At 73.7% G+C, this 24830-nt stretch carries 18 protein-coding genes; 10 read left to right on the top strand and 8 right to left on the bottom strand.

Translation table 11 applies throughout. The annotated features are described in order from the left end of the window. Nucleotides 1–86: 86 nt before the first annotated feature. Complete coding sequence (locus tag ACFVUY_RS09680; protein ID WP_387728762.1) at nucleotides 87–371, bottom strand: HAD family hydrolase; 285 nt, start codon at nucleotides 369–371, stop codon at nucleotides 87–89. Nucleotides 372–419: 48 nt separating this feature from the next. Between ACFVUY_RS09680 and ACFVUY_RS09675 the strand changes: the two genes are divergently transcribed. The 6 genes from ACFVUY_RS09675 to ACFVUY_RS09650 all read left to right on the top strand — a co-directional run bounded on the left by ACFVUY_RS09675 (nucleotide 420) and on the right by ACFVUY_RS09650 (nucleotide 5656). Next, complete coding sequence (locus ACFVUY_RS09675) at nucleotides 420–917, top strand: flavoprotein (protein WP_387728645.1); 498 nt, start codon at nucleotides 420–422, stop codon at nucleotides 915–917. 107 nt (nucleotides 918–1024) lie between these two features. Then, nucleotides 1025–2413 carry an NAD(P)/FAD-dependent oxidoreductase gene (locus ACFVUY_RS09670; protein ID WP_387728643.1) on the top strand — a complete coding sequence of 463 codons (1389 nt, stop codon included), beginning with the start codon at nucleotides 1025–1027 and terminating at the stop codon, nucleotides 2411–2413. Between the two features lie 315 nt (nucleotides 2414–2728). Further along, a complete protein-coding gene (locus ACFVUY_RS09665; protein ID WP_387728642.1) occupies nucleotides 2729–3691 on the top strand; it encodes a DUF6528 family protein in 963 nt (320 codons plus the stop codon). A gap of 263 nt (nucleotides 3692–3954) precedes the next feature. After that, nucleotides 3955–4260, top strand: a complete 306-nt coding sequence (locus tag ACFVUY_RS09660) for a hypothetical protein (RefSeq protein ID WP_359904794.1) — start codon at nucleotides 3955–3957, stop codon at nucleotides 4258–4260. Beyond that, on the top strand, nucleotides 4257–4904 hold the full coding sequence (locus ACFVUY_RS09655) for an acyl-CoA thioesterase (RefSeq protein ID WP_387728639.1): 648 nt from the start codon (nucleotides 4257–4259) through the stop codon (nucleotides 4902–4904). The genes ACFVUY_RS09660 and ACFVUY_RS09655 overlap by 4 nt, the downstream gene beginning before the upstream one ends. 356 nt (nucleotides 4905–5260) lie before the next feature. Beyond that, the gene (locus ACFVUY_RS09650; protein ID WP_387728637.1) at nucleotides 5261–5656 is read left to right on the top strand and encodes a DUF2267 domain-containing protein; all 396 of its coding nucleotides are present in this window, start codon (nucleotides 5261–5263) and stop codon (nucleotides 5654–5656) included. 27 nt (nucleotides 5657–5683) lie between these two features. Here ACFVUY_RS09650 and manA read toward each other — a convergent pair whose 3' ends face one another. The 7 genes from manA to ACFVUY_RS09615 all read right to left on the bottom strand — a co-directional run bounded on the left by manA (nucleotide 5684) and on the right by ACFVUY_RS09615 (nucleotide 15727). Further along, the gene (gene manA, locus ACFVUY_RS09645; RefSeq protein ID WP_387728635.1) at nucleotides 5684–6991 is read right to left on the bottom strand and encodes a mannose-6-phosphate isomerase, class I; all 1308 of its coding nucleotides are present in this window, start codon (nucleotides 6989–6991) and stop codon (nucleotides 5684–5686) included. 20 nt (nucleotides 6992–7011) lie between these two features. Next, entirely contained in the window at nucleotides 7012–7944 is a 933-nt protein-coding gene (locus ACFVUY_RS09640) for an ROK family protein (RefSeq protein WP_387728632.1), read from the bottom strand. Nucleotides 7945–8010: 66 nt separating this feature from the next. After that, nucleotides 8011–11052 (bottom strand): alpha-mannosidase, encoded by a 3042-nt coding sequence (locus tag ACFVUY_RS09635; RefSeq protein WP_387728629.1) that lies wholly within the window; start codon nucleotides 11050–11052, stop codon nucleotides 8011–8013. A gap of 44 nt (nucleotides 11053–11096) precedes the next feature. Continuing rightward, nucleotides 11097–12353 (bottom strand): glycosyl hydrolase, encoded by a 1257-nt coding sequence (locus ACFVUY_RS09630; RefSeq protein WP_387728627.1) that lies wholly within the window; start codon nucleotides 12351–12353, stop codon nucleotides 11097–11099. Nucleotides 12354–12412: 59 nt separating this feature from the next. Continuing rightward, complete coding sequence (locus tag ACFVUY_RS09625; protein ID WP_387728625.1) at nucleotides 12413–13327, bottom strand: carbohydrate ABC transporter permease; 915 nt, start codon at nucleotides 13325–13327, stop codon at nucleotides 12413–12415. Nucleotides 13328–13333: 6 nt separating this feature from the next. Then, entirely contained in the window at nucleotides 13334–14206 is an 873-nt protein-coding gene (locus tag ACFVUY_RS09620) for a carbohydrate ABC transporter permease (protein WP_380353865.1), read from the bottom strand. A gap of 231 nt (nucleotides 14207–14437) precedes the next feature. Continuing rightward, the gene (locus ACFVUY_RS09615; protein WP_387728622.1) at nucleotides 14438–15727 is read right to left on the bottom strand and encodes an ABC transporter substrate-binding protein; all 1290 of its coding nucleotides are present in this window, start codon (nucleotides 15725–15727) and stop codon (nucleotides 14438–14440) included. Nucleotides 15728–15878: 151 nt separating this feature from the next. Here ACFVUY_RS09615 and ACFVUY_RS09610 point away from each other — a divergent pair, with 151 nt between their 5' ends. The 4 genes from ACFVUY_RS09610 to ACFVUY_RS09595 all read left to right on the top strand — a co-directional run bounded on the left by ACFVUY_RS09610 (nucleotide 15879) and on the right by ACFVUY_RS09595 (nucleotide 24760). Continuing rightward, a complete protein-coding gene (locus ACFVUY_RS09610) occupies nucleotides 15879–17084 on the top strand; it encodes a LacI family DNA-binding transcriptional regulator (RefSeq protein ID WP_387728619.1) in 1206 nt (401 codons plus the stop codon). Nucleotides 17085–17338: 254 nt separating this feature from the next. Further along, nucleotides 17339–19783, top strand: a complete 2445-nt coding sequence (locus ACFVUY_RS09605; protein WP_387728617.1) for a discoidin domain-containing protein — start codon at nucleotides 17339–17341, stop codon at nucleotides 19781–19783. Nucleotides 19784–19838: 55 nt separating this feature from the next. Next, nucleotides 19839–24056, top strand: a complete 4218-nt coding sequence (locus tag ACFVUY_RS09600; protein WP_387728615.1) for an NEW3 domain-containing protein — start codon at nucleotides 19839–19841, stop codon at nucleotides 24054–24056. Beyond that, nucleotides 24053–24760: a hypothetical protein gene (locus tag ACFVUY_RS09595; protein WP_387728613.1), complete on the top strand. Its 708-nt coding sequence runs from the start codon at nucleotides 24053–24055 to the stop codon at nucleotides 24758–24760. Before ACFVUY_RS09600 ends, ACFVUY_RS09595 begins: the two co-directional genes overlap by 4 nt. Nucleotides 24761–24830: the final 70 nt, after the last annotated feature.

Here is a 24830-nt window from a genome sequence, read left to right as displayed (position 1 = left end):
GGCCCGCCTCCGCCGTCGCGCGGGGGCGGGCCCGGTGCGGACGGGTTCGGACGCGGCGTGCGACGGCCGCGGGAGGCCGGTGGACGCTACCGCCCCGTGAGGAGGTCGGCGAGGTCGGTCAGCGAGTCGACCGTCCAGTCCGCCTCGGGGGCCCGGGTCGTGAGGCCGATGTGGCCCCGGCGGAGGTGGGCGGTTCGCAGGCCCGCCGCCCGGGCCGGGGTGATGTCGTTGGCGGGGTGGTCGCCGACGTAGAGGATTTCGTGCGGGTCGCCGGGGGCCCAGGCGCGCAGGCGGTCGAAGAACTCCGGGGAGGGCTTGGCGGTGCCCCAGTCCGCCGATGTCGAACACCACGGAGCGGACCATGCGGGCAGCTTACTGTTCTGGGGTCCGCAGGTGGGTCGAGCGTGGGGATTCCGAGGGTGTCCGAGGACAGGAAGCCGGTGCTGTACGTCGTGGTGTGCGCCGCGGGGGTCGCGGGCGGGGTGGGGGAGCTGATCTCCGCCGCGCAGGAGCGGAACTGGGACGTCGGGGTGGTGGCGACCCCGAACGCCATGGCGCTCGTCGACGCCGACGCGATCGTCGCGCGGACGGGGCATCCGATCCGTTCGGCCTGGCGCAGGCCGGGAGACCCGCGGCCGCTGCCGGACCCGGACGCGATCGTCGTCGCCCCGGCCACCTTCAACTCGATCAACAAGTGGGCCCTCGGCATCTCGGACACCCTCGCCCTCGGCATCCTCTGCGAGTCGTACGGCTGGGGCGTCCCGGTCGCCGTGCAGCCCTGCCTGAGCGCGGCGCAGGCGGCGCACCCGGCCTACCGGGAGAGCCTGGCGAAGCTGCGGCGGATGGGGGTGCGGATCGCGGACTTCACGCCGGGCTCGTACAGCTGGACGCGGGCCCTGGACCTGCTCCGGGACTGACAGGGTGGCTGATCGGCGGCGGCGATCCTTGCACTGTGGGGGGTGGCCCGCGGCGGACCCGCGGAGGTAGCGTCCGGGCAGGTCGGCGAGGGTGTGGGAGGTTTCCGGTGGCGGCGGTCAACGGCGAGGTGTCGTTCTGGTACGCGGCGGACGGAGTGCCCGGGGCGGGCCCCGGACTGCCGGGGGACCGGGACGTCGACGTGTGCGTGGTCGGCGGCGGGTACACCGGACTGTGGACCGCCTACTACCTGAAGAAGGCCGACCCCGGCCTGCGGATCGCCGTCCTCGAACGGCGCTTCTGCGGCTACGGCGCCTCCGGGCGCAACGGCGGCTGGCTGTACAACGGCTTCGCGGGCCGCGGCGCGTTCGCCAGGAAGTACGGGCAGCAGCGCGCGGCGGCGATGCAGCGGGTGATGGACGAGGCGGTCGGTGAGGTCGTCGGCGTGGCGGAGGCCGAGGGGATCGAGGCGGACATCGTCCGCGGAGGAGTCCTCGAAGTCGCCCGCAGCAAGCCGCAGTTGGCGCGCCTGCGCGCCCATGTCGAGGCCGAGCGGGCCTACGGCGAGGGACGCGTCGAGCTGCTCGGCGAGAAGGAGGCGAGGGAGCGGATCGATGTCGCCGGCACCCTCGGCGGCTGCTGGACCCGGTACGGCGCCCGCATCCAGCCCGCCCGTTTCGCCCGCGGACTCGCCCGCACCGTACGGGAGTTGGGCGTCGAGGTGTACGAGGGTACGGCGGTCACCGCGATCCTGCCCGGCTCCGGCCACCGCAAGCCCCGCGCCGTCACCCCGCGCGGGACCGTCACCGCCGACCATGTGCTGCGCGCCACCGAGGGGTTCACCGCCGGGCTGCGCGGCGAGAAGCGCACCTGGCTGCCGATGAACTCCGCGATGGTCGCCACCGAGCCGCTGCCGGCCGGGTTCTGGGCGGAGGCCGGCTGGCAGGGCCGGGAGCTGCTGGGCGACTTCGCGCACGCGTACATGTACGCCCAGCGCACCGCCGACGACCGGATCGCGCTCGGCGGGCGCGGAGTGCCGTACCGGTTCGGCTCGCGGACGGACTCGGACGGCGGCACCCAGGTGGAGACGGTGCGCCAGCTCCGCCGGATCCTCGACCGGTTCTTCCCGGCCGCCGCGCAGGCCCGGATCGACCACGCCTGGGCGGGCGTGCTCGGCGTGCCCCGGGACTGGTGCGCCACCGTCGAACTGGACCGGGTGAGCGGGCTCGGCTGGGCGGGCGGCTACGTCGGCAGCGGGGTGACCACCACCAACCTGGCCGGCCGCACCCTGCGGGACCTGGTGCTCGGCCGGGACACCGAGCTGACCCGGCTGCCGTGGGTCGGCCACACCGTACGGCGTTGGGAGCCGGAGCCGCTGCGCTGGCTGGGCGTGCACGCGATGTACGCCGCGTACCACGCCGCCGACCGGCAGGAGGCGGCCGGGCGGGCCACCACCTCGCCGATCGCCCGGGTCGCGGACGTGGTCGCCGGGCGCTGAGCCGCCGGACGACGAGCCGGCGGACGTCGGGACCCCGGGCGCCGGGCCGCCGAACACCGGGTCGCCGCCGCACGGGCCGTCCAACACCGGCCCGCCGACCGGGCGCTGGAGGAGTGCGGTCAGCGCCCGGTTGACGGCCCGGCGTGCCGGACCGTGTGGCGGCGGCCGCCGGTGCCGTCGCCCGGCCAGGATGGGCGGATGACAGTGAACGAGCCGGATCCGCCGATGGCGCCATCCGGTCCGCGGCCGCCGCGTCGATGGTCCGTTCGGACGTGCCGCCGAGCGGACTCGGCCCGCAGCACCGACGGTGAAGGCGTGCTGAGGAGAACCCTGCCGGCCCTTGCGGTCGCCCTGCTGCTCTGCGTGCCCGGGAGCGGCGCGTGGGCCAGGTCGCCGGGCCGACAGGTGGCGGTCGTGGACCAGGCCTCGCGGAGCGTGCTGGTGCTGCAGAGCGCCGAGGAGCTGATGGCCTACCGCGGGCCGGGCCGGCTGCCGGTGGTCTGGGGCTGGAGTGCCGACCGGGCACCGGAGTTGGCGGATCTGACGCCCGCGCGCAGCTGGACGAACCCGGACGAGGCGAAGTCCCGTGTGCGGCAGGGGCGTCGCTACCTGCTGACGACGGCCTCCGGCGGGTTGGCCGCCGTGGTGGAGACCACCGTGGGCCGGGTCCACTGGGCGGCGGACCTGGGGACGTCCGTCAACCCGCACAGCATCGAGCTGCTGCCGGACGGCAACGTGGCCGTGGTGGCGAGCACGGGCGGCTGGGTGCGGCTGTACGCGGCCTCGCAGGGCCCGCGGGCCGCCGCGTACGCGGAGTTCCCGCTGCCCGGCGCGCACGGGGTGCACTGGGACGGGCGGAGCGGCCTGCTCTGGGTGCTCGGCGACACGTCGCTGAGCGGGCTGAGGGTGGGCGGTACCGCGGCCGCGCCCACTCTCACCGCGGTGCGCAGCAGCCCGTTGCCGGGGCACGGCGGGCACGACCTGGCGGGTGTCCTGGCGGCTCCGGGGCAGTTCTGGGTGACCACGCTGACCGGCCTGTGGCGCTTCGACCCGGCCACCGACCGTTTCACCGCCGTGCACCTGGCCGATCCGGCCGCCGAGCGGGACGTCAAGAGCGTCGGTGACGAGCCCAACACCGGCCGGCTGCTCACGGTGGCGCCCGAGCACGCCGCTCCGTGCGACTGGTGCACCTCGGTGATCACCCTGCACCGTCCCGACGGGGCGCGGTCGCTGCGCGGCACGCACCTGTACAAGGCGAGGTGGTGGAGTGGCTGGTAGCAGACTTTGGACTCCGGGGTGCCGATCTCGGGGCGCGCGTCGGAGATACCACCCGAAATGCGGACGGCATTCGGCTGATGGGGCATATTGTGTACACCGACAAACTACTCCGATGGGGGTCAGTTTCCCGTCGCGGTCCGCAAACCATCCGTCGCCCCCGGTCGGCTGGGATAGCGTCTTGGGGTCGGGGGGTCGACACCGATCCGGTGCAATCGAACGCTAGCTACTGGGCCGTAACGGCCGAATGAGTCATGGAGAAAAACATGCGGAATTTCCCTGCGGAAAACCGGCCGGACGGAGTGGACGATCTCCAGCTCGCGATGGAATCACTGGCCGCCTTCCCGTCCCGGAACGCCGGAAGCGGGGCCGATGTGACCGAGCGGCTCGCCGCCGTTCACGATCTGTGCCGCGCCGTCGACGCGGTACTGGACAGCCTCGTCGTCCAGGCCGCCGCCGAGGCCGCCGAAGAAGGGTGGACCGCGGCCCGGATGGCGGCCGAACACTCCGGCTACTACGCCAGGTTGCAGCGCGCGCTGCTCCCCGCCGGTGCCGGGCTGACCCGGCCGTGAACACGGTGCAGCCGGGCGTGCACGTGCTGTCCTGCCCGACCCGGTGGAGCGACGTCGACGAGAACGGGCACATCAACAACGCCCGTCTGGTCGGCTACGTCCAGGAGGGGATTTACGACCTGTTCCGTCACCACGAAACCGCGGTGAGGGAATCGCTGTTCCCCTCCGGATTCATTATCGCGAGGCACGAGATCGACTACCTGGAGCAGTTGCACCACCGGCCCGAGCCGCTGTCGGTGCGACTCACCGTGGAACGGCTGGGGCGCAGTTCGGTGCAGGTCGAGGTGAATGTCTGCCGGGATCGGCTCACCTTTATGCGGGCGCGGACCGTGGTGGTCGCGCGGGACCGCGAATCCGGCCGCTCGCGGGCGCTGAGCCCGGCCGAGCGGATCTTTCTCTCGGCGTTTATGGCGGACGCGGCCCGCGCCCAGGCGGTCCTGGCGGCCACGACGGTGACCGCGGCGACCACGGTGACGGCCCCGGCGACGGTGACGGCCCCGGCGGTGGTGGGTGCCGCCACGACGGTGGCCGCGGCGGCGGTGACCCCGACGACCCCGGCGCAGCGCGTACCGGGCGGCGCGGCCGCCGGTGCGATGGTGCCATCCCGGCGGCCGCGCAGGCGGTGCCACGCCTCGGCGGGGTGAACCCCCGCCGCGGGCCGGCGGCGTGATCGACGACGGCGCCGAACCGCCGGGGCCGGCGTTCCCCGCCGCACGGCCTCCCCGGCCCTCCCCGCGCCGCCCCCGGCCCTCCCCGCGCCCCGAGCATTCCGGAGCCCCGAGCATTGCGGAGCCCCGGCGGCCGGGTGTCCCGGCCGTCCGCAGGCACGGTTCCGCGGGCCTACGGCGGCAGGCCGGTTCCGAAGGCGCCGGGGCGAGTTACGCTGAGCAGCACGGGCACCGGTACGTCCCACGGTGGTCACGGGCTGCGATCCCCCTCCTGGCCCGGGGCGAGCAGGCCGCCGGTCCGGCCGGAGCCCGCCGACCGGAAGGAGGACGCGATGACCATCTCCTCGGAGGACTTCCTCGCCCGCGTCGTGGAGCGCGGAGAGTATCGGGGCGACGCCGAGGCGGATCACGCCGCCCGGGTCGTACTGGCCCTGCTCGGTGAGCACCTGGTGGGGTCCGCTCGGGTCGAACTCGCCGATGCGCTGCCCGTCGGCTACGCCTCGCTGCTGCGCGACGCCGTGCCCGCGGCCGAGCCGCTGACCGCCGAACGCTTCGTACAGGCCGTGGTGGGGTGGATCGACGGGGCGACCCCGGCGACGGTGCAGTGGGACATCGGGGCCGTGCTCAGCACGGTCACCGACCTGGTCCCCGGGGAGTTGCTGGACCAGGTGATCGAGCAACTCCCGGACGGCTACGACCTGCTGTTCGGCCACCCGGCGCCGGCCTGAGCCCGTCCGGGCAGCCGTCGGGTGCCGCTACCCCGTGGTGGCCCGGAACAGCTCCGCGTCCGGGCCGGCCAGTTCGACCGGCCCGGCGCCCGGGCGCAGGTAGGCCGACGCGCCCGCCGGAAGGGGGAGTTCGGCACCGCCGGGCGCCCGCAGCCGGGCCTGCCCGGAGACGCAGAGCAGGATCTGCGGGGTGGGGAGGTCGACCCGGGCGGCGGCCGGGCCGGGGCGCAGGCGGGAGAGCCTGAACTCCTCGGCGGGGGAGGGGAAGACCTCCTCGACGCCGGTTCCGGTGCCTGTTCCACCACCCGCGCCGGAGCCGGAGCCCGGGGCGTCCCCGATCCGGCGCGGCGCCAGCACCTCCGGCTCCCCGGGCCGGAAGGACGTGACCGCCAGCAGACCGTCCACGTCGATGTGCTTGGGGGTGAGCCCGCAGCGCAGCACGTTGTCCGAGTTGGCCATCAACTCCACGCCCACGCCCCGCAGGTAGGCGTGCGGAACCCCGGCGTCCAGGAACAGCGCCTGCCCGGCCGCGAGCCGGACGTGGTTGAGCAGCAGCGCGGCGATCAGTCCCCGGTCGCCGGGGTACTCCTCGGCGAGGCGGGCGTACGCGGCGCAGCTCGCGCCGTACGGTCCACCGGCGGCCGCCGTGCGGCGCAGGGCCTCGGTGACGGCGGCGAGTTCGCGGCCGGAGGCGTCCGGCCCGGAGCGCAGCAGCTCGGGCAGCACGGCCTCGGCGGGCCGGGCGCGCAGGGCGGCGGCCCAGGGGGACAGCACACCGAGCGCGTCCAGCAGCCGGGCGGTGGCGGCGGCCGGCCGGAAGCCACAGAGGGCCTCGAAGTCGCCGAGTGCGCAGATGAGTTCGGGCTTGTGCCCGCGATCCTTGAACACCCGCTCCGGCGCGTCCGCCGGGATGCCCCGGGCCTGCTCCGCCGCGTACCCGGCCTCGGCCTGGGCGCGGGTGGGGTGGACCTGGAGGGAGAGCGCCCGGTCGGCGGCCAGCACCTTGAACAGGAACGGCAGCGCCGGGCCGAACCGCCACACGGTGTCCGCGCCGAGCAGGCCTTCCGGGTCGGCCTCGATCAGCCGGTCCAGCGGCTGCGGGCCGACGCCGACACCGGTGCTGTCGCCGCCGAGGCCGGACAGCAGGGAGGGCGCCGACGGGTGGGCGCCCAGCCAGAGTTCGGCCTGTGGTCCGCCGTCGGGCGCGACGCCGGTGAGCGCGGGGATCGCGGTGGGTGAGCCCCAGGCGTAGCGGCGGACGGGGTTGCGCAGGAGGGCGAACGGCGGGAGAGCGGGCCGCGGCGAAGCGGGTGGCGGAAGGGTGGTCGGCGGCATGCGGGCGGCTCCGGGGAGGCTCAGCGGCAGAGTGCGGCCGCGCCGATCAGCCCGGCGTCGGTGCCGAGTTCGGCGCGGCGCACGTCCAGGCCGCGGATGTACGAGAGGGCGGCGTAGCGGTCCAGGTGGCGGGCGAGCGGGGTGAACAGCACGTCCCCGGCGCCGGCCACGCCGCCGCCGACGACGACCCGGGAGAGGTCCACCAGGGCGGCCGTGGCGGCGATCCCGGCGGCCAGCGCCTGGGCGGCGCGGTCGAAGGAGGCGATCGCGAGCGGGTCGCCCGCGGCGGCGGAGGCGGCGACGGCGCGGGCCGTCCGGTCGCCGTCCACCGGCTGCCAGCCCTGGGCGAGCGCCCGGCGGGCGATGGCGGTGCCGCTGGCGAGGCCCTCCAGACAGCCGCGCGAGCCGCACGGGCAGGGTTCGCCGTCCAGGTCGACGGTGATGTGCCCGAGGTGGCCGGCGTTGCCGCTGGGGCCGGGGCGGACCGCGCCGTCGAGGACCAGTCCGGCGCCGACCCCGGTCGACACCACCAGGCAGAGCGCGTTGCCGGCGCCCCGGGCCGCGCCCTGCCAGTGCTCGGCGGCGGCCATCGCCACACCGTCCCCGGCGAGGCGGACGGGCAGCGTGCGCGCTGCCACCGCCGGATGCGCGGCGACCTCGGCGACCAGCGGGAAACCGCGCCAGCCGGGGATGTTGACCGGGCTGACGGTGCCGTCGGCGAGGTCGACCGGGCCGGCGCTGCCGATCCCGACGGCCGTCACGGCGGCCCAGTCGGCCGTGCCGGAGAGATCGTCCAGCACCCGGTGCACCACGGCGAGCACGGCCGTGCCCGGCTCGGCGGCCGGGGTGGGCAGCTGGAGCCGGTGCCGCAGCCGTCCGTCGGCGTCGACCAGTGCCCCGGCGATCTTGGTGCCGCCGATGTCGAGGGCGGCGAACAGCGGGGTGAGCGGCACGGTGGGCTCCAGGAAGTAGGGGGCGGCGCCCCGGCCGCGGGGCCGGGGCGCCGAACAGCGTAGACGTCAGGCCGTCGCCCGCAGGCGCAGGGTGACCAGCTCGAACGGGCGCAGCGCGAGGCGCACCGCGCCGTCCTCGACGGACACCTCGCCGCGGGTGCCGTCCCAGGGCCGCTCCAGCAGGTCGCAGGGGACGGCGCCGGCCAGCGGGAAGGAGGTGGTCAGCCGGCCCCGGGCGCGGCCGCCGCCCGCCTCGTAGACCCGCACGATCAGGTCCCCGCTGCGGTCGTCGGCGAGCTTGACGGCACTCACCACCAGGGCGTCGTTGTCCAGCTCCACCAGCGGCGCGACCTGCTCGGCGCTGCCGGTGACGCGCCGCTCGGGCAGGCCGATCCGGTAGCCCTCGCGGACGGCGTCGCCGATCGCCGCGCCGGGCACCAGGGCGTGCCGGAAGCGGTGCAGGCCCTGGTCGGTCCTCGGGTCGGGGAAGCGCGGGGCGCGCAGCAGCGAGAAGCGGACCGTGGTGGTGGTGCCGCCGTCGTCGGGGCGTACCGTGCGGGTGACGTCGTGGCCGTAGGTGGAGGCGGTGACCAGGGCGACGCCCCAGCCGGGCTCGTCGAAGTGGACGAAGCGGTGGTTGCAGGCCTCGAACTTGGCGGCGTCCCAGCTGGTGTTGGTGTGGGTGGGCCGGTAGAGGTGGCCGAACTGGGTCTCGGCGGCGTAGCGCTCGGTGTGGACGTCGAGCGGGAAGGCGGCCTTGAGGAACTTCTCGGTCTCGTGCCAGTCGACCTCGGTGTCGATGTCCACGCGCTGTTCGCCGGCCGGCAGGGTGAGGGTCTGGACGACGGTGGAGGAGCCGAAGGAGCGGGTGATCCGCGCCGAGGCCGCGGCGGGGGACGCGGCGGCGGTGAGCGAGTCCACGCCGGTCAGGTCGGTGACGGTGTTGCGGTAGAACTGGTCCACGTCCCAGGCGTCCCACATGTTGGGGAAGTCGGGGTGCAGCTGGAGCAGGTTGGCCCGGCTGCCGGGGGCGACGCTCTCCCGGCCGGTCGCGAGCTCGACCACCGAGGCGATCAGCCCGTCCGCGTCCACGACGACCTCCAGCAGGCCGTTGCGCAGCGTGACGCCGCCCTCGGCGCGCTCGACGGCCTCGCAGGTTCCGTTCGGCGGGGCGGTGGCGCCGGCCCCGCCGCCCGGCACCGCCGAGCGGGTGTGCGGCGCCGCGTTGAACACCAGCTCGCGCCCGCCCGAGGGCGCCCCGGCCAGTGCCTGCTGGGCCGCGCCGATCAGCCCCTCCAGCTCGCCGGCCAGCGCCGCGTACGTCGCCTCGGCCTCGCGGTGCACCCAGGCGATGGACGAGCCGGGCAGGATGTCGTGGAACTGGTGCAGCAGTACGGTTTTCCAGATCCGGTCCAGCTGCTCGTACGGGTACTCCGCACCGGTGCGCGAGGTGGCGGTGGCGCACCAGAGTTCGGCCTCGCGCAGCAGGTTCTCGCTGCGCCGGTTGCCCTGCTTGGTCTTCGCCTGGCTGGTCAGGGTGGCCCGGTGCAGCTCCAGGTAGAGCTCGCCGACCCAGACCGGCGGGTTCGGGTACTCGGCCTCGGCCTTGGCGAAGAACTCGGCGGGGTTCTCCCAGCGGACGGTGGCCGAGCCCTCCAGGTCGTTCATCCGGGCCGCCTTGGCGACCATCTCGCGCGTCGTGCCGCCGCCGCCGTCGCCCCAGCCGGTCGGGGCGAGCGAGTGCCGGGCGACGCCCTTGTCCTTGAAGTTCTTCGCCGCGTGGGCGATCTCGCTGCCCTTCATCGAGCAGTTGTAGGTGTCCACCGGCGGGAAGTGGGTGAAGATCCTGGTCCCGTCGATGCCCTCCCAGAGGAAGGTGTGGTGCGGGAACTTGTTGATCTGGCTCCATGAGATCTTCTGCGTCAGCAGCCACTTGGAGCCGGCGTTGCGGATGATCTGCGGCAGGCCGCCGGTGAAGCCGAAGGTGTCCGGCAGCCAGGCCTCGTGGTTCTCCACCCCGAACTCGTCCAGGAAGAACCGCTTGCCGTGCACGAACTGCCGGGCCATCGCCTCCGAGCTCGGCATGTTGGTGTCGGACTCCACCCACATGCCGCCCGCCGGGACGAACCGGCCCTCGGCGACGGCCTTCCGCACCCGCGCGTACACCTCGGGGCGGTGCTCCTTGATCCAGGCGAACTGCTGCGCCTGGGACATGGTGTAGCGGAAGTCCGGCTCGTCCTCCAGCAGCGCCGTCATGTTGGCGGTGGTGCGGGCCACCTTGCGGACGGTCTCGCGCAGCGGCCAGAGCCAGGCCGAGTCGATGTGCGCGTGGCCGATCGCGCTGATCCGGTGCGCGGAGGGCACGGCGGGGGCGGCCAGCACCCCTTCGAGCTGCGAACGGGCGGCCGCGGCCGTGCCGTTGACGTCCTGGAGGTCGACGGCGTCGAGCGCCCGCTCGACCGCGCGCAGGATGTCCCAGCGGCGGGCGCCCTCCACCGGCAGCTCGGCCATCAGCTCGCCGAGCACCTCCAGGTCCAGCACCAGCTGCCAGACCGTCTCGTCGAAGACGGCCAGGTCCATCCGGGCCAGCTTGTACTGCGGCTGGTCGCCGGACGTCTCCTTGTCGCCCAACTCGGTGGGCAGGAAGGGGTGGTAGTCCAGGATGACCGGGTTGGAGGCGGCCTCGACGTGCAGCAGCACCTGCTCGCCGCCGGCCGCCGGGGCGGCGATCCGCACCCACTGGTTCTGCGGGTTGAGGCCCTTCACCGGGGAGCCGTCCGGGCGGTAGACCAGGCCCTCGCACTGGAAACCGGGCATGTTGGCGTCGAAACCGAGGTCGATCAGCGCCTCGACGGTGCGTCCGGCCCAGGCCTCGGGGACGGTACCGGTCACGGTGATCCAGCTGGTGCCCCAGGGCGCGCCCCAGGCGTCGCCCACCGCGATCGGGGTGGGCGGGGCGGCCAGGCCCTCGGCGACCGGGACGGGCTCTCCGGGGGCCGTCCAGATGCCGACCTCCAGCGGGACGGACTCGGGGTACACGGCCGGGCGAATGCGCTCGTCCAGGACGCGCTTGAGGCGGGACTCGACCAGGGTGCGGTCATCGTGCATGTCAGCGGGCTCCGTTGCGGGCTGGGTTGCGGGCTGGGTCGCGGTCAGAGAGAACGTACGTCGCCGGGGTGGACCACCTCGGTGATGCCGCGCGCGGCGAGGTGGGCGCGGTCCTCGGCGCGCTCGGCGAGGACCGCGGTCGGGCGGGCGCCCGCCTCGGCGAGGCGCATGAACGCCTCGTACGCCGAACCGCCGGGGCCGCAGACCGAGCGGCCGGGCGAGGTGACCTCGTCGCCGGTGGCGACCACCACGGCGGTGCTGCGCGGCTTCGGCGGCTGCCAGGACCGGCGGGCCTCGGCGGCGGCCTCGGCGAGCCGGGCACCGGCCGGTTTGACCTTCCGGTCTGTGGTCAACAGGCCGAGGCTGTACTCCAGTTCGGGGAAGTCGGCGAGCGAGCGGTCCACGTCGTGCGAGCACCACCAGGTGACGCCCCACAGGTCCGGGCAGTCCAGGACGGCCTCCACGGTGGCGCCGGTGAAACGCGCGGCGTCCTCGGCCGTGATGTGCGGGGCGGGCGCGCCGACCTCCTGCAGCCAGACCGGGCGGGCCGGGTCGTCCGCCCAGGCCTTGGACAGCTCGACCAGGTACGCGGCGTGCTGCGCGGTGGCGGTGGAGTGCGCGCCGTAGCGCTGGGCGGTGCCGTTGAACACCCAGGAGTGCACGGCGGTCGCGGCGCCGATCCGGGCCGAGTGCCAGGGCGTGAACGGGTGCTCGTCCAGGTACCAGGCCGCGTCGTACGAGGCGTGCAGGTGCAGCCGGCCGGGGGCGCCCTGCTCGCAGGCGTCGAGCATCCGGCGCAGCCAGGCCTCCGCCTCGGCGGGGGTGGCCCGGTCCGGGTCGGGGTGCGGGGCGCCGGAGAACTGGTTGATCTCGTTGCCGAGCGTCATTCCGAGGAAGTTGGGCCGCTCGCGCAGCGCCCCGGCGAGGGTGCGCAGGTAGGCGGCCTGGCCGTCGAGCACCTCGGGGTCGGTGAAGATGTTGCGCCGGTGCCAGGTCCGCGTCCAGGACGGGAGGAAGTCGAAGCTGGACAGGTGGCCCTGCAGGCCGTCCACGGCGACGTCCAGTCCGCGCTCGCCGGCCGCGTCCACCAGGGCCGTCAGCTGCTCGACGGCGCGCGGGCGGATCAGGGTGCGGTTGGGCTGGAAGACCGGCCAGAGCGGGAAGACCCGGACGTGGTCCAGGCCGAGGGCGGCGATGGAGTCGAAGTCGGCGCGCACGGCGTCGAGGTCGAAGTCGAGCCAGTGGTGGAACCAGCCGGCGCTGGGGGTGTAGTTGACGCCGAAGCGGGGGGCGGTGGCCATCGGAGAGCTTCCTCAACGGGTGTGGGGCGTACGGACGGTGGGCCATCCCTGGGGGCGGGCTATCCCTTGACGGCTCCCTCCTCGACGCCCTTGAAGAAGAAGCGCTGGCAGACGCCGAACACCACGACGATCGGCAGGAAGGCGATCATGGTGCCGGCCGCGATCAGCCTCGGGTTGGCGGAGAAGGTGCCGTTGAGGTACTGGAGCCCGACGGTGAGGGTGTACTTCTGCGGGTCGTTGAGCACGATCAGCGGCCACAGGAAGTCGTCCCACGCGCCGATGAAGGTGAAGATCACGATCACGCTGAGCATCCCGCGCACGTTCGGCAGGCCGATGTGCCACAGCCGCTGCCAGACGTTGGCGCCGTCCACCAGCGCGGCCTGGTCGAGTTCGGCCGGCACGGCGGCGAAGGCGGTGCGCATCAGCAGCACGTTGAGCATCGCGATCGAGCCGGGCAGCGCGACCCCGGCCAGGCTGTCGGCCAGGCCGAGACCGCGCACCAGCACGTACTGGGAGACGATGGTGACCTCGCCGGGCAGGATCAGGGTGGCGAGGAAGAGGCCGAGGACGAGCTTCGCCCCGCGGAAGCGCAGCCGGGCGAGCGCGTAGCCGGCCAGGGTGCAGCCGACCACGTTGCCGGTGATGCAGACCACGGCGACGATCACCGAGTTGAGCGCGTAGGTCCACACCGGGATGACGTCGGCGACCTTGCCGTAGTTGCCCAGGGTGGGCTGGTCGGGCAGGAAGCTCGGGGTGCGGGTGTAGACGTCCTCGGCGGGGCCCTTGAGGGAGGTGGACAGCTGCCACAGGAAGGGGCCGATGACCAGCAGCAGGACCAGCACCAGGAGCAGGTAGCGGGCGGCGGTCTGAGCGGTGGAGGGGGTGTTGAAGCCCCGGGAGCGCCTGGCGGGCCCGACGGGGCCGGCGGGCTCGGTGGCCGCATCGTGGGACCGGGACGTACGGACGGTGGTCATGGGAGGTCAGGCCGCCTTCCGGTTCAGCCGCATCAGGAACAGCATCGGGCCGAGGGTGACGACGAACAGCAGCAGGCTGAGCGCCGAGGCGTAGCCCAGGTGCCCGTTGAAGCCGCGGCTGTACATCTGGATCAGCATCACCACCGACATGTCCCGGCCGCCGGGGCCGCCCAGGCCGTTGGAGAGCACGTACAGCTCGGAGAAGACGCGCAGCGAGCTCACCGAGATCAGCGCCGAGATCAGGATCATGGTCGGGCGCACCCCGGGCAGGGTGACGTGCCAGAACCGGTGCAGCGGGCCGGCGCCGTCCACGGCCGCGGCCTCGTGCAGCTCGCGCGGGACGTTGGCGAGCGCGGACAGGTAGATGACCATGTAGTAGCCGAGGCCCTTCCAGACGGTCAGGGCGATCGCGCTGAACAGCAGCAGCCAGCGGTCGGTCAGGAAGGCGACCGGGGAGCCGGCCAGCCCGGCCTGGTGCAGCAGACCGTTGGCCAGGCCCCGTTCGTCCAGCACCCAGCCCCAGATCAGCGCCACCACGACGGCGGAGGCGATCACCGGGGTGTAGAAGGCGGTGCGGAAGAACGTGATGCCGGGGATCCTGCGCTGCACCAGCAGGGCGAGCAGCAGCGGTAGGACGGTCAGCAGGGGCAGGCAGACCAGCATGAACACGATGCTGTTGAGCAGGGCGTCGGCGAGCTGCTCGTCGTCCAGCAGCCGGCCGAAGTTCTCCAGTCCGGTGAACCGCCCGCCGCCCAGGGGCTTGGCGTTGGTGAAGGACAGGATCACCGTGTTGACGGCCGGCCAGAGGTTGAAGACGGCCAGCCAGACTATCGCGGGCCCGGCGAGCAGCCAGGGGGTGAACCAACGCCGGTGGGTCATGCCGTGCCTTCCTGGGGCCTGGGGGTGGTGCGGGCGGTTCCCGGGAGCGGCGGGCGCGGGGGAGCCCGCCGCCGGTCGCCGGTACGAGGGGGTGGGGCGCCGCAGGGAGGGTGCGCCGGTGCGGGAGGTCGCGCCGGTGCGGGGAGGTGGTGCCGGTGCGGCGCCGCGGGCCCGGCGGGGTTCGGGCGAGGCCTCGGTGGGGCCCGGTGGGCCCGGTGGGGCTCGGTGGGGTCAGCCCTTGAGCAGCTTGTTGCACTGCTCGACGGCGGTGTCCAGCGCCTGCTTGGAGCTGGTGTCACCGCTGATGGCCAGCGCGAACTGCTGCTTGATGACGGTGCCCATCGCGTCGTCCACCTCGACGGGCTGGATCAGCTTGGCCTTGGCGAGCGAGGTGAAGGCGATCACCTTGGCATCGCCCGCGTTGGTGCCGTCGCTCTTGCTGAAGAACGGGTCGTTCGCGGAGGCCTTGGTGGACGGGAACACGCTGGTCAGGTGGGCGAAGGCGGCCTGGTTCTCGGGGCTGGTCACCCAGCGGGCGAGGGCCACGGCGGCGGCCGGGTTCTTGGTGTTCTTCGGGATGGACAGGCCCTGGACGTACAGCGGCGGGGTGGCCATCGCGGGGGAGGGGACGACCTTCGGGGCGAGGGTCGGGTTGTCGGTGGCGAGGCTGGTGATGTAGTTGCCGCCGCCGGTGGTCCAGGCCACCGTGCCGGAGCTGAAGAGCTTGGAGTTGCCGGCGTAGGTGTCGGTCAGCACTCCGTTCGGCATCAGGCCCTCCTTGAAGGCGTCGCGGTACTTGTCGAGCAGCGCGGCGGCCTCGGGGGTGTTGAAGGTGAAGGACTTGCCGTCGTCGGACATGATCTTCACGCCGATGTTGTACAGGTCCCCGATGCCCGGCTTGCGGCTCATCAGATAGGTCTGGCCGCCGGACTTCTCCTTCATCGTCCGGGCCTGGGCGATCAGCTCGTCCAGGCCGGTCGGGGGCTTCTGCGGGTCCAGGCCGTTCTTCGTCAGGAGTTCCGAACTCCAGTAGTTCACATCGGTGTTGAGGTACCAGGGGTAGCCGAAGGTGCCCTGGTGGCCGTTGAACCGGTAGGCGTCGACGCCGCCGGGGACGTACTCCTCGGCGAGCTTCGGGTCGGCCTTGGCGACGTCCAGCAGGATGTCCTTCTTCGCCAGCGGGAAGGCGAAGTCCGGCGGGAGGTTGACCACGTCGGGCAGGCTGCCGGCGGCGGCCTGGCTGAGCACCTTGTCGGAGTAGCCCTCGCCGGGCTGGTCCAGCCAGTCGACCTCGACGCCGGGGTACTTCTTCTTGAAGCCGTCGATCACGCCCTGCATGTAGTCGGTGAACTTCGGCTTGAGCGCCCAGGTCTGGAGCGAGACCTTGCCCTTGACCTCGCCGGTGGCGGCCGCACTCGCCACCGCGTCGCTGTCCTTGGTGTTGCCGGAGCCGAGTCCGCAGCCGGTGAGCGCGGCGGTGGCGAGCGCGGTCGTGGTCAGTGCCGCCCAGATTCTTCGCATGAGGGTCTCCCGGTCCTGGGGGTGGGTGGGGGATCGTGCCGAGCTCGGGGGTTGTGCCGGATTCCGCAACCTGACTAACTAAACCGGTCTAGCTATGCCAGGGACTATGCTCCCGCCTAAACTTGGATGTCAAGAGAAGGAGTCGGGTTCAGTGGGCAGACCGACGATCGCCGACATCGCCCGCCGGGCCGGTGTCTCCAAGGGCGCGGTGTCCTTCGCGCTCAACGGCCGCCCCGGCGTCAGCGAGGCGACCAGGGCCCGGATCCTGGGTGTTGCCGAGGAAATGAACTGGCGCCCGCACAGCGCCGCGCGCGCCCTCGGCGGAGCCCGGGCCGACGCCGTCGGCCTGGTGATCGCCCGGCCGGCCCGCACCATCGGCGTCGAGCCGTTCTTCAGCCAACTGCTGTCCGGGCTCCAGGCGGTGCTCTCGGCCAGAGCGGTCGCGCTGCACCTGATGGTGGTCGAGGACACCGCCGCCGAGATCGAGGTCTACCGGGGCTGGGCCTCCGAGCACCGGGTGGACGGCTTCATCGTGGTCGACCTGCAGGTCAAGGACCCGCGGCTGCCGGTCCTCGACGAACTCGGGCTGCCCGCGGTGGTGCTGGGCGGGCCCGGCAAGGGCGGCAACCAGCTGCGGATCTGGGCCGACGACCGGGAGGCGATGCTCTCGATCGTCGACTACCTGGCCGCCATCGGGCACCGCCGGATCGCCCACCTCGCCGGGCTGCCGCACTTCCAGCACACCCAGCGGCGGATCCGCGCGCTGCGCGACGCCTCGCGCCGGCTCGGGCTGGAGGAGGCGGTGTCGGTGCCCACCGACTTCAGCGACGCCGAGGGCGCGGCCGCCACCCGGACCCTGCTGTCCCGGGCCCGGCGGCCCACCGCGATCGTCTACGACAGCGACGTGATGGCCGTCGCCGGGCTCGGCGTGGCGGGGGAGATGGGCGTCGCGGTGCCCGGCGAGCTGTCCATCGTCTCCTTCGACGACTCGGTGCTCGCCCGGATCGTCCACCCGCCGCTGACCGCGCTCAGCCGGGACACCTTCGCGCTCGGGGAGCAGGTCGCGCGCAGCCTGCTGGCGGCGCTGGACGAGGCCGGGCCGGGGCGGGACCTCCAGATGCCCACGCCGCGGCTGACCGTGCGGGAGTCCACCTCGCCGCCGGGGGCCGTGTCGGCCGGCTCCCCGGAGGCCTCCTCCGGCGCTTCGCCCGCCGGGCCCGTCGCCGCGTCGCCCGGCGGGCCGCCTTCCGGGTCCGCGGCCGGTTCGTCCTCCGGTTCCGTCGCCGGTTCCGTCGAGGGTTCCCCCGGCCGGGTGGATGCTGCGCGCATCGTTGACAGCGGTTCTGAACCGGTTTAGCCTCGCAGCGCCGAGCGGGCTCCGCTCGGCGCGCTCCGCCGCATTTCGTCCGGCTCCCGCCGCCCGTCCCGCTCCCCGCCGCGCCCGTACGTTCCCGTACGTCCCCGCACCTTCCCGTGCGCTCCCGTGCGCCGAGGAAGCCCGGCGGCGGCGCGACCCCCACTCGATCCAGCACCGGCACGCCCGCATGCAGTCGGGCCCGTCCGCGACGGCGGGCCCGCCCCCACCCTCCTCCGCTCGATCGGAGTCACCGCATGTCACGACGCCTCCCCCTGCTGCTCAGCGCCGCCCTCGCGACGGCCGCGCTGACCGCCGTCCCCGCGGCCCGGGCCGACCCGATACCCGCCGCGGCGCCCGCCGTCACCGCCGGCTCGGGCACCCAGCCCTTCGCCTCGTACTGGTACCCCAACAGCATCCTGACCTGGGACCCGGCCACCGACCCGGACGCCCGCTTCAACCGCTCCCGCGTCCCGCTCCAGCCGCGCACCGGCGACCCGGCGCTGCGGGCCAACCCCAACGCCCGTGCCGGTGAAGGGAAGATCGCCTCCCTGGTCTCCTTCGGTCCCACCTCCAACAACCCCTCGCAGGGTTCCGCCGATCCCAACTACTACGCCTTCGGCTACTGGCAGTACGTCGACAAGCTGGTGTTCTGGGGCGGTTCGGCCGGCGAGGGCCTGATCCTCGCCCCCAACCCGACCGTGATCGACGCCGCCCACCGCAACGGCGTCAAGGTGTACGGCACGGTCTTCTTCCCGCCCGGCGCGTACGGCGGCCAGCTCCAGTGGGTGCGCGACTTCGTCCAGAAGTCCGGCAGCCGCTACCCCGTCGCCGACAAGCTCGTCCAGGCCGCGCAGTACTACGGCTTCGACGGCTGGTTCATCAACCAGGAGACCGGCGGCGGCGATTCGGCGCTGGCGGGCGAAGTGCGCAACCTGATGCAGTACAGCAAGGCGCAGAGCGGCACCGAGTTCATGTGGTACGACGCGATGACCACCTCCGGCTCCGTCAACTGGCAGAACGCCCTCACCTCCGCCAACTCGCCCTTCCTGCAAGAGGGTTCCAAGCGGACCTCGGACTCGATGTTCCTGAACTTCGGCTGGTCGGCGAGCGGCCTGAACTCCTCCCGGGCGCTGGCCCGGCAGCTCGGCCGCAGCGAGTACGACCTCTACTCCGGCATCGACACCGAGGCCAACGGCTACAACACCGGCGTGGACTGGAGCACCCTCTTCCCGTCCGGGCAGCCGCACACCACCTCGCTCGGCCTCTACCGCCCGGAGTGGACCTGGAAGTCCGCCACCGACCGCGCCGACTTCTACGCCAAGGACGCCCGCTACTGGGTCGGCGCCAACAACGACCCGTCCCGGATCGACCTCTCGGCGGGCTGGCCCGGGCTGGCCGGTTACGTGGCCGAGTCCTCGCCGATCACCGCCAAGCCCTTCGTCACCAACTTCGACACGGGGCAGGGCGACTTCTACAACGCGGCCGGTACTCGGGTCGCCACCGGCGGCTGGAACAACCTCTCGCTCCAGGACGTCCCGCCCACCTACCGCTGGATGGTGGAGTCGGCCGGCAGCAGGCTCACCCCGTCCGTCGACTTCACCGACGCCTACCAGGGCGGCTCCTCACTGCGGTTGAGCGGAAAGCTCGACGCCGCCAACACCGTACGGCTGTACCAGACCAAGCTGCCGGTCGCCGCGAACACCAGGCTGGACCTGGTGGTCAAGACGCCGGCCGCCGGGCCCACGAAGCTCAAGGCCGCCGTGTCGTTCACGGACTCGCCGAGCAGCTTCACCACGGTCGACGTCGGCGCCAACACCGGCAGCGGCTGGGAACGGCACACCCTCGACCTCTCCCCGTACGCGGGCCGCACCGTCGCCCAGATCGCCCTGCGGGTCGAGGGCAGCGACCCGGCGTACGACCTCCGGGTCGGACAGATCGCCCTCTACGACGGTGCGGTGGAGACCCCGGCGGCGCCGGCCGGCCTCACCGTGCTCGGCGCGAGCGACGTGACCGCCGGTACCAGCCAGTCCCTGCGGCTGTCCTGGACGGCGGCGCCCGGCGGCAACGTCCACCACTACGAGGTCTACCGGCGCAACGCGGACGGCAGCCGCAGCTTCCTCGGAGCCACGCCCAACGACGCGTACTTCGTCGGGCGGCTCGACCGGGCGGGCGGCGAGAACGCCACCACGCTCGACGTCGAAGCGGTGTCCACCACCTACGGCCGCTCGGCCGCCGCCTCCACCACGGTGAGCTGGAACGGCACCCCGCCGACCTCCGTCAACCTGGCGCTCAACCGCCCGGCCACCGCCTCCGGCCAGTGCAACGCCAACGAGGGCCCGGCCAAGGCCGTCAACGGCAGCGTCGGCGGCGGGACCGGCGACAAGTGGTGCGCGCTGACCTCCGCCAAGTGGCTGGAGGTGGACCTCGGTTCGGCGAAGCAGCTGTCGAAGTTCGTGGTCAAGCACGCGGCGGCGGGCGGCGAGAGTGCCTCGTACAACACCCGTGACTTCGCCATCCAGGTCCGCTCGGGTGCGAATGACCCCTGGACGACCGTCGCGGACGTCACCGGGAACACGGCCGGCACCACGACCCACCCGGTGAACACCACCGCCCGCTACGTCCGGCTGGTGGTCAACACGCCGACCCAGAACGGCGATCCGGCCGCCCGCGTCTACGAGTTCGAGGCCTGGGGCGCGTAGCTCCGCCGTCCCGCGCTGCCCCGCGCTGCCCTGTCCGAGGAAAGGAAGCACCCCCGTGCCGGTCACCATCACCGCCGTCGAGAGCACCGATCTGTTCGTCGGCCCCGAGGACGCCCCGCGCCAAGTGCTGCGGGTGACGTTGGAGGGCCCGGCCGCCCGGATCACGGTCAGCGGCCCGGGCGTCCGCGGCGAGGCGACCGGCACGGGGTCGGTCGAGGTCCCGCTGGAGATCGGCGGGGCCTCGCCGGGCGACCGGCTGCCCGTCACCGTGCGGGCCTCGGACGCCGTCGTCGAGTCCGTGGTCGAGGTCGCCGAGCCCGGCTGGACGATGTTCCTGGTCTCGCACTTCCACTACGACCCGGTCTGGTGGAACACCCAGGCCGCCTACACCTCCCCGTGGGAACTGCTCTCCGCCGACGCCACCACCCGGCCGCTGTGGGAGCGCAACGGCTTCGCCCTCGTCGACGCCCACCTGGACCTCGCCCTGCGGGACCCGGTGTACAAGTTCGTGCTCGCCGAAGTCGACTACCTGAAGCCGTACTTCGACCAGCACCCGGAGCGCCGCGAGACCCTGCGGCTGCTGCTGGAACGCGGCCAGGTCGAACTCGTCGGCGGCACCTACAACGAGCCGAACACCAACCTCACCGGCGCGGAGACCACCATCCGCAACATCGTCCACGGCATCGGCTACCAGCGTGACATCCTCGGCGGCGACCCGCGGACCGCCTGGCAGCTCGACGTGTTCGGGCACGACCCGCAGTTCCCCGGCCATCTCGCCGCGGCCGGCCTCACCGGCAGCGCCTGGGCGCGCGGCCCCTTCCACCAGTGGGGCCCGATCCAGAAGAACTTCCGGGAGGCCAAGGACGACGCCCGGGTGATGCAGTTCCCGAGCGAGTTCGAGTGGATCGCCCCCGGCGGCGAGGGCGTGCTCACCCATTACATGCCGCACCACTACTCGGCCGGCTGGTGGATGGACTCCTCCCCGGACCTCGCCACCGCCGAACAGGCCGTCTACGAGCTGTACCGCAAGCTCAAGCCCGTCGGGGCGACGAAGAACCTGCTGCTGCCGGTGGGAACGGACTACACCCCGCCGAACAAGTGGGTCACCGAGATCCACCGCTCCTGGGCCGCCAAGTACCTCTGGCCCCGGTTCGTCTGCGCCGTCCCGCGCGACTTCCTCGACGCCGTCCGCGCCGAGCTGGCGGCCACCGGTCGGCGGCCCAGCCCGCAGACCCGCGACATGAACCCGGTGTACACCGGCAAGGACGTCTCCTACATCGACACCAAGCAGGCCCAGCGAGCCGGCGAGGTCGCGGCCGTGGACGCGGAGAAGCTCGCCACGCTCGCCTCCGTGCACGGCCTCGGCCGCTACCCGGCCGCCGCGCTCGACAAGGTCTGGCGCCAACTCGCCTACGGCGCCCACCACGACGCGATCACCGGCTCCGAGTCCGACCAGGTGTACCTGGACCTGCTCGGTGGCTGGCGGGAGGCGTACGACCTGGCGTCCGGCGTACGCGACGCGGCTCTGGACGCCCTCGCGGGGCGGATCTGCACGGCGGGGGCGGGACCCGCCACGGGCGCGGGACCCACGGCGAGCGCGGGCTCGGCGATCGTGGTGACCAACACGCTCTCCTTCGACCGGACCGACCTCGTCACGGTCGAACTGCCGGACGGCATGCGGTCGGTGCGAGTGCTCGACGACCGGGGCGAGCCCGTGCCGAGCGCCGTCGACCGGGGGACGCTGCGCTTCCTGGCCGCCGAGGTGCCCGCGCTCGGCTGGCGCACCTGGCGACTGGTGGAGGGCGTGGCGGAGCAGCCGTGGACGGCGGCCGACGGCTTCGTGATCGAGGGCGACCGGTACCGCGTCACCGCCGACCCGGCGCGCGGTGGCGGGCTCACCTCGGTCCACGACCTGCCGAACCGAAGGGAGTTGATCCAGGAGGGCCGGATCGGCAACGAGCTGCGGGTGTACGAGGAGTACCCGCAGCACCCCGACTTCGGCGAGGGCCCCTGGCACCTGGTGCCCAGCGGTCCGGTCGTCGGTTCGGGCGACGGCGAGGCGTCCGTCCGCCGGGAGACCGGGCCGCTCGGCGAGCGCCTCGTGATCGAGGGCACGGTCGACTCCGTCCGGTACGAGCAGACCGTCACGCTCTGGCGCGGCCTCGACCGGGTGGACTGCCGTACCCGGGTGGTGGACCACTCCGGCGCCGACCGGCTGCTGCGGCTGCGCTTCCCGGTGGACGTCCCCGGCGGCCTGCCGGTCAGCGAGGTCGCGGGCGCCGTCGTCGGGCGCGGCTTCGCGATGCCGGACGTGGACTCGGCGGAGGCGCCGTGGACCCTGGACAACCCCGCCAACACCTGGTTCGGGCTCGGCGCCACCGCGCGCGTCGACCTCACCGACGCACTGGGTGCGGCGGCCGGATCGCGCGCCCTCGGGGTGGCAGAGGTCGTCGTCCCCGCGCTGGACGACGCCGCCGACGCCCGTCCGCTGGTGGTCGCGCTCGCCCGGGTCGGGGTCACCGCCACCACCTCGGGGGCGGACTGGGCGCGGTACGGCTGGCTGGAGGTGGACTCCAATCTGCCGGACTTCCGGATCGTCGTCGGTGGGCCCGAAGTCAACGATGCGGCGCGGGAGTTGATCTCGCTGGCGGGGGAGGAGTACGCCGCCGCCCTGAAGGCGCACGGCGCGGTGTGGGTGCCCGCCGTGACCCCGCTCGCCGAGGTCTGGCGGCCGGACGCCGACCTGCGCGACCTGCGGGCGCTGCCGGCGCTCGTCGTCTCCGACGTGGCGGCGCTGGTCGACGACCTGGCCGACGCCCGGATCACCGCCGTCTGCCCGTCCCCGGTCCAGGAGCAACTGGTCGACCGCACCGTCGCGTTGTTGAGCTTCGGGCTGCCCGGCTTCGCCGTCGACACCACCGGCGCCCTGCACCTGTCGCTGATGCGCTCCTGCACCGGCTGGCCCTCGGGAGTCTGGATCGACCCGCCCCGGCGCACCCTGCCCGACGGCACGTCATTCCAACTCCAGCACTGGACCCATGAGTTCAGCTATGCACTGGTGGGAGGGGACGGCGACTGGCGGGACCGGACACTGCCCGCCCAGGGCCAGGAGTTCAACCACCCGCTGTACGCCCGGCTCGCCCCGGCGCAGGACGGGCCGCTGCCCGCCACCCTGTCCTGGCTGCGGGTCGAGCCGCAGCGCGAGGTGCTGCTCGGGACGCTCAAACCGGCCGGCAACCCGATCGCGCACGGCTCGACGTCGCCACTCGGGCGCGAACTGACCGTCCGGCTCGTCGAATCCACCGGCCTCGGGCGCACGGCGCGGCTCGTCGGCGCGCTCGGCCTGGGCGAGATCCGGGCCGCGGACCTGCTGGAACGACCGCTTCCCTCCGGCGACTCCGCTCTCGACCTCGCCGGTTCGCAGATCGCCACCCTGCTCGCGACCCCGGCCGTCACCGCCCCGGCGGCCGCGACGGACCTCGGCCCGACCGCGGAGCCCGCCCAGCCCGTCCACGCCCGCTACTGGCTCCACAACCGGGGCCCGGCCCCGCTCGGCTACCTGCCGGTGTCGGTCGGCGCCTCGCCCGGGCTGCTGCGAACGGCGGGGGAGCCGGTGACGCTGTCGGTCGCGCTCTCCTCCCAGCTCCGCGATGCCGCCGTTGAGGGCACGGCCGTCGTGCTGCCGCCCGAGGGCTGGACGACCGGCCTCGGCAGCCGCCCGTACCGACTGGAGGCCGGCGGACACCTGCGCTTCCCGGTCACCGTCACCCCGCCGGCCGGGGCCGAGCCCGGGCTGTACTTCGCCGCCGTCCGCATCGAGCACGACGGCCAGCGGATCGAGGACGTGGTGACCATCGCCGTCGGCGAGCTGCCCGACCTGCTCCCCGTCCCCGGCGACACTCCCGAGGACTGGACGATCGCCCAGGGCACCAAGGCCACCACCGGCCGCGACACCGGGCTGGACGTCGAAGTCTCCACCGAGACCCTGCGCGTGGCCCCCGGCGGCCGGGCCACGCTCTCCCTCGTCCTCACCAACCGCACGCGCGGCGAGATCCGCGGAGAACTCCAGCTCGTCTCCCCGTGGGGCACCTGGGAGGCCATCGCCGACCCCGTCCGCGGCTTCACCGCCCCGGCCGGAACCGCCACGACCGTCGACTTCCCCGTCGCCGTCCCCGAATCCACCGACCCGGGCGCGTACTGGGCCCTCGCCAAGGTCATGTGGTTCGGCCGCTGCCAGTACGCCCCGACCGTCGCCCTGGTGGTGGAGGCATGACCACGCTCGGCCTGCTCGACGGACGCCCGCTCCCGCGGACGGCGCTCGACCACCGCCTCGCCGCCCTGCGGAACGGCCCGCGCGCCACCGCCCTGCCGCAGCCCGGCAGTTCGGAGGACCGCCAGCTCACCCGGTGGGCCGCCCAGGTCCTGCTGACCGAGGCGCTGTGCGAGGCGGTCGCCGCCGAACGCCGGCTGCCCGTGGCCCCCGACGGCCCCGACGGCCCCGCCCGCCTCGACCAGCAGGCCGCCGTCGAACTCGGCTCCATCACGGCGGCCGCCTTCGAGGGCAACCCGGCCGTCCGCGCCGTCTACGCGGCCGTCACCGCCGACGTCGAACCCGCACCCGCCGACATCGCCCACTACCGCACCATGACCACCCGCCCACCGGCGGAGCGCTGGCACCTCGCCCTCCCCGACGGCGAACTGGAGGCCGACCCGGACACCCTCCCGACCGCCCTCGCCGAAGCCCTCCGCACCGCCCCGCCCGGCACATGGGTCACCGCCGGCCCCTGGAAAGCCGCCCTGCTCACCGTGACCCCGCCCCCGGAGCCCCCCGACTCCGCCCCCGTCCTTCGCGCCGCCGCCCGCCGCGCCGCCTTCGTCCGCTGGCTCGACCACGCACGCGCCCGCCGCCTCACCCTGGTCGAAGGCCTGGAACACCCCGGCGACCCCGCCCAACCCGACAACCACCACCGGCACTGAGAACCGCGCGCCTCGCCTGCCGCGCCTCGCCCGCCGTGCCTCGGAGAGAGGCGCGGCAGGCGTCCGGTGC

Origin of the sequence: Kitasatospora sp. NPDC058063, assembly GCF_042885395.1 — a bacterium.
GTDB lineage: Bacteria > Actinomycetota > Actinomycetes > Streptomycetales > Streptomycetaceae > Kitasatospora > Kitasatospora lactacystinica.
The sequence above is the reverse complement of the archived record's forward strand: the minus strand, read 5'-3'. Positions and strand labels throughout refer to the sequence as shown.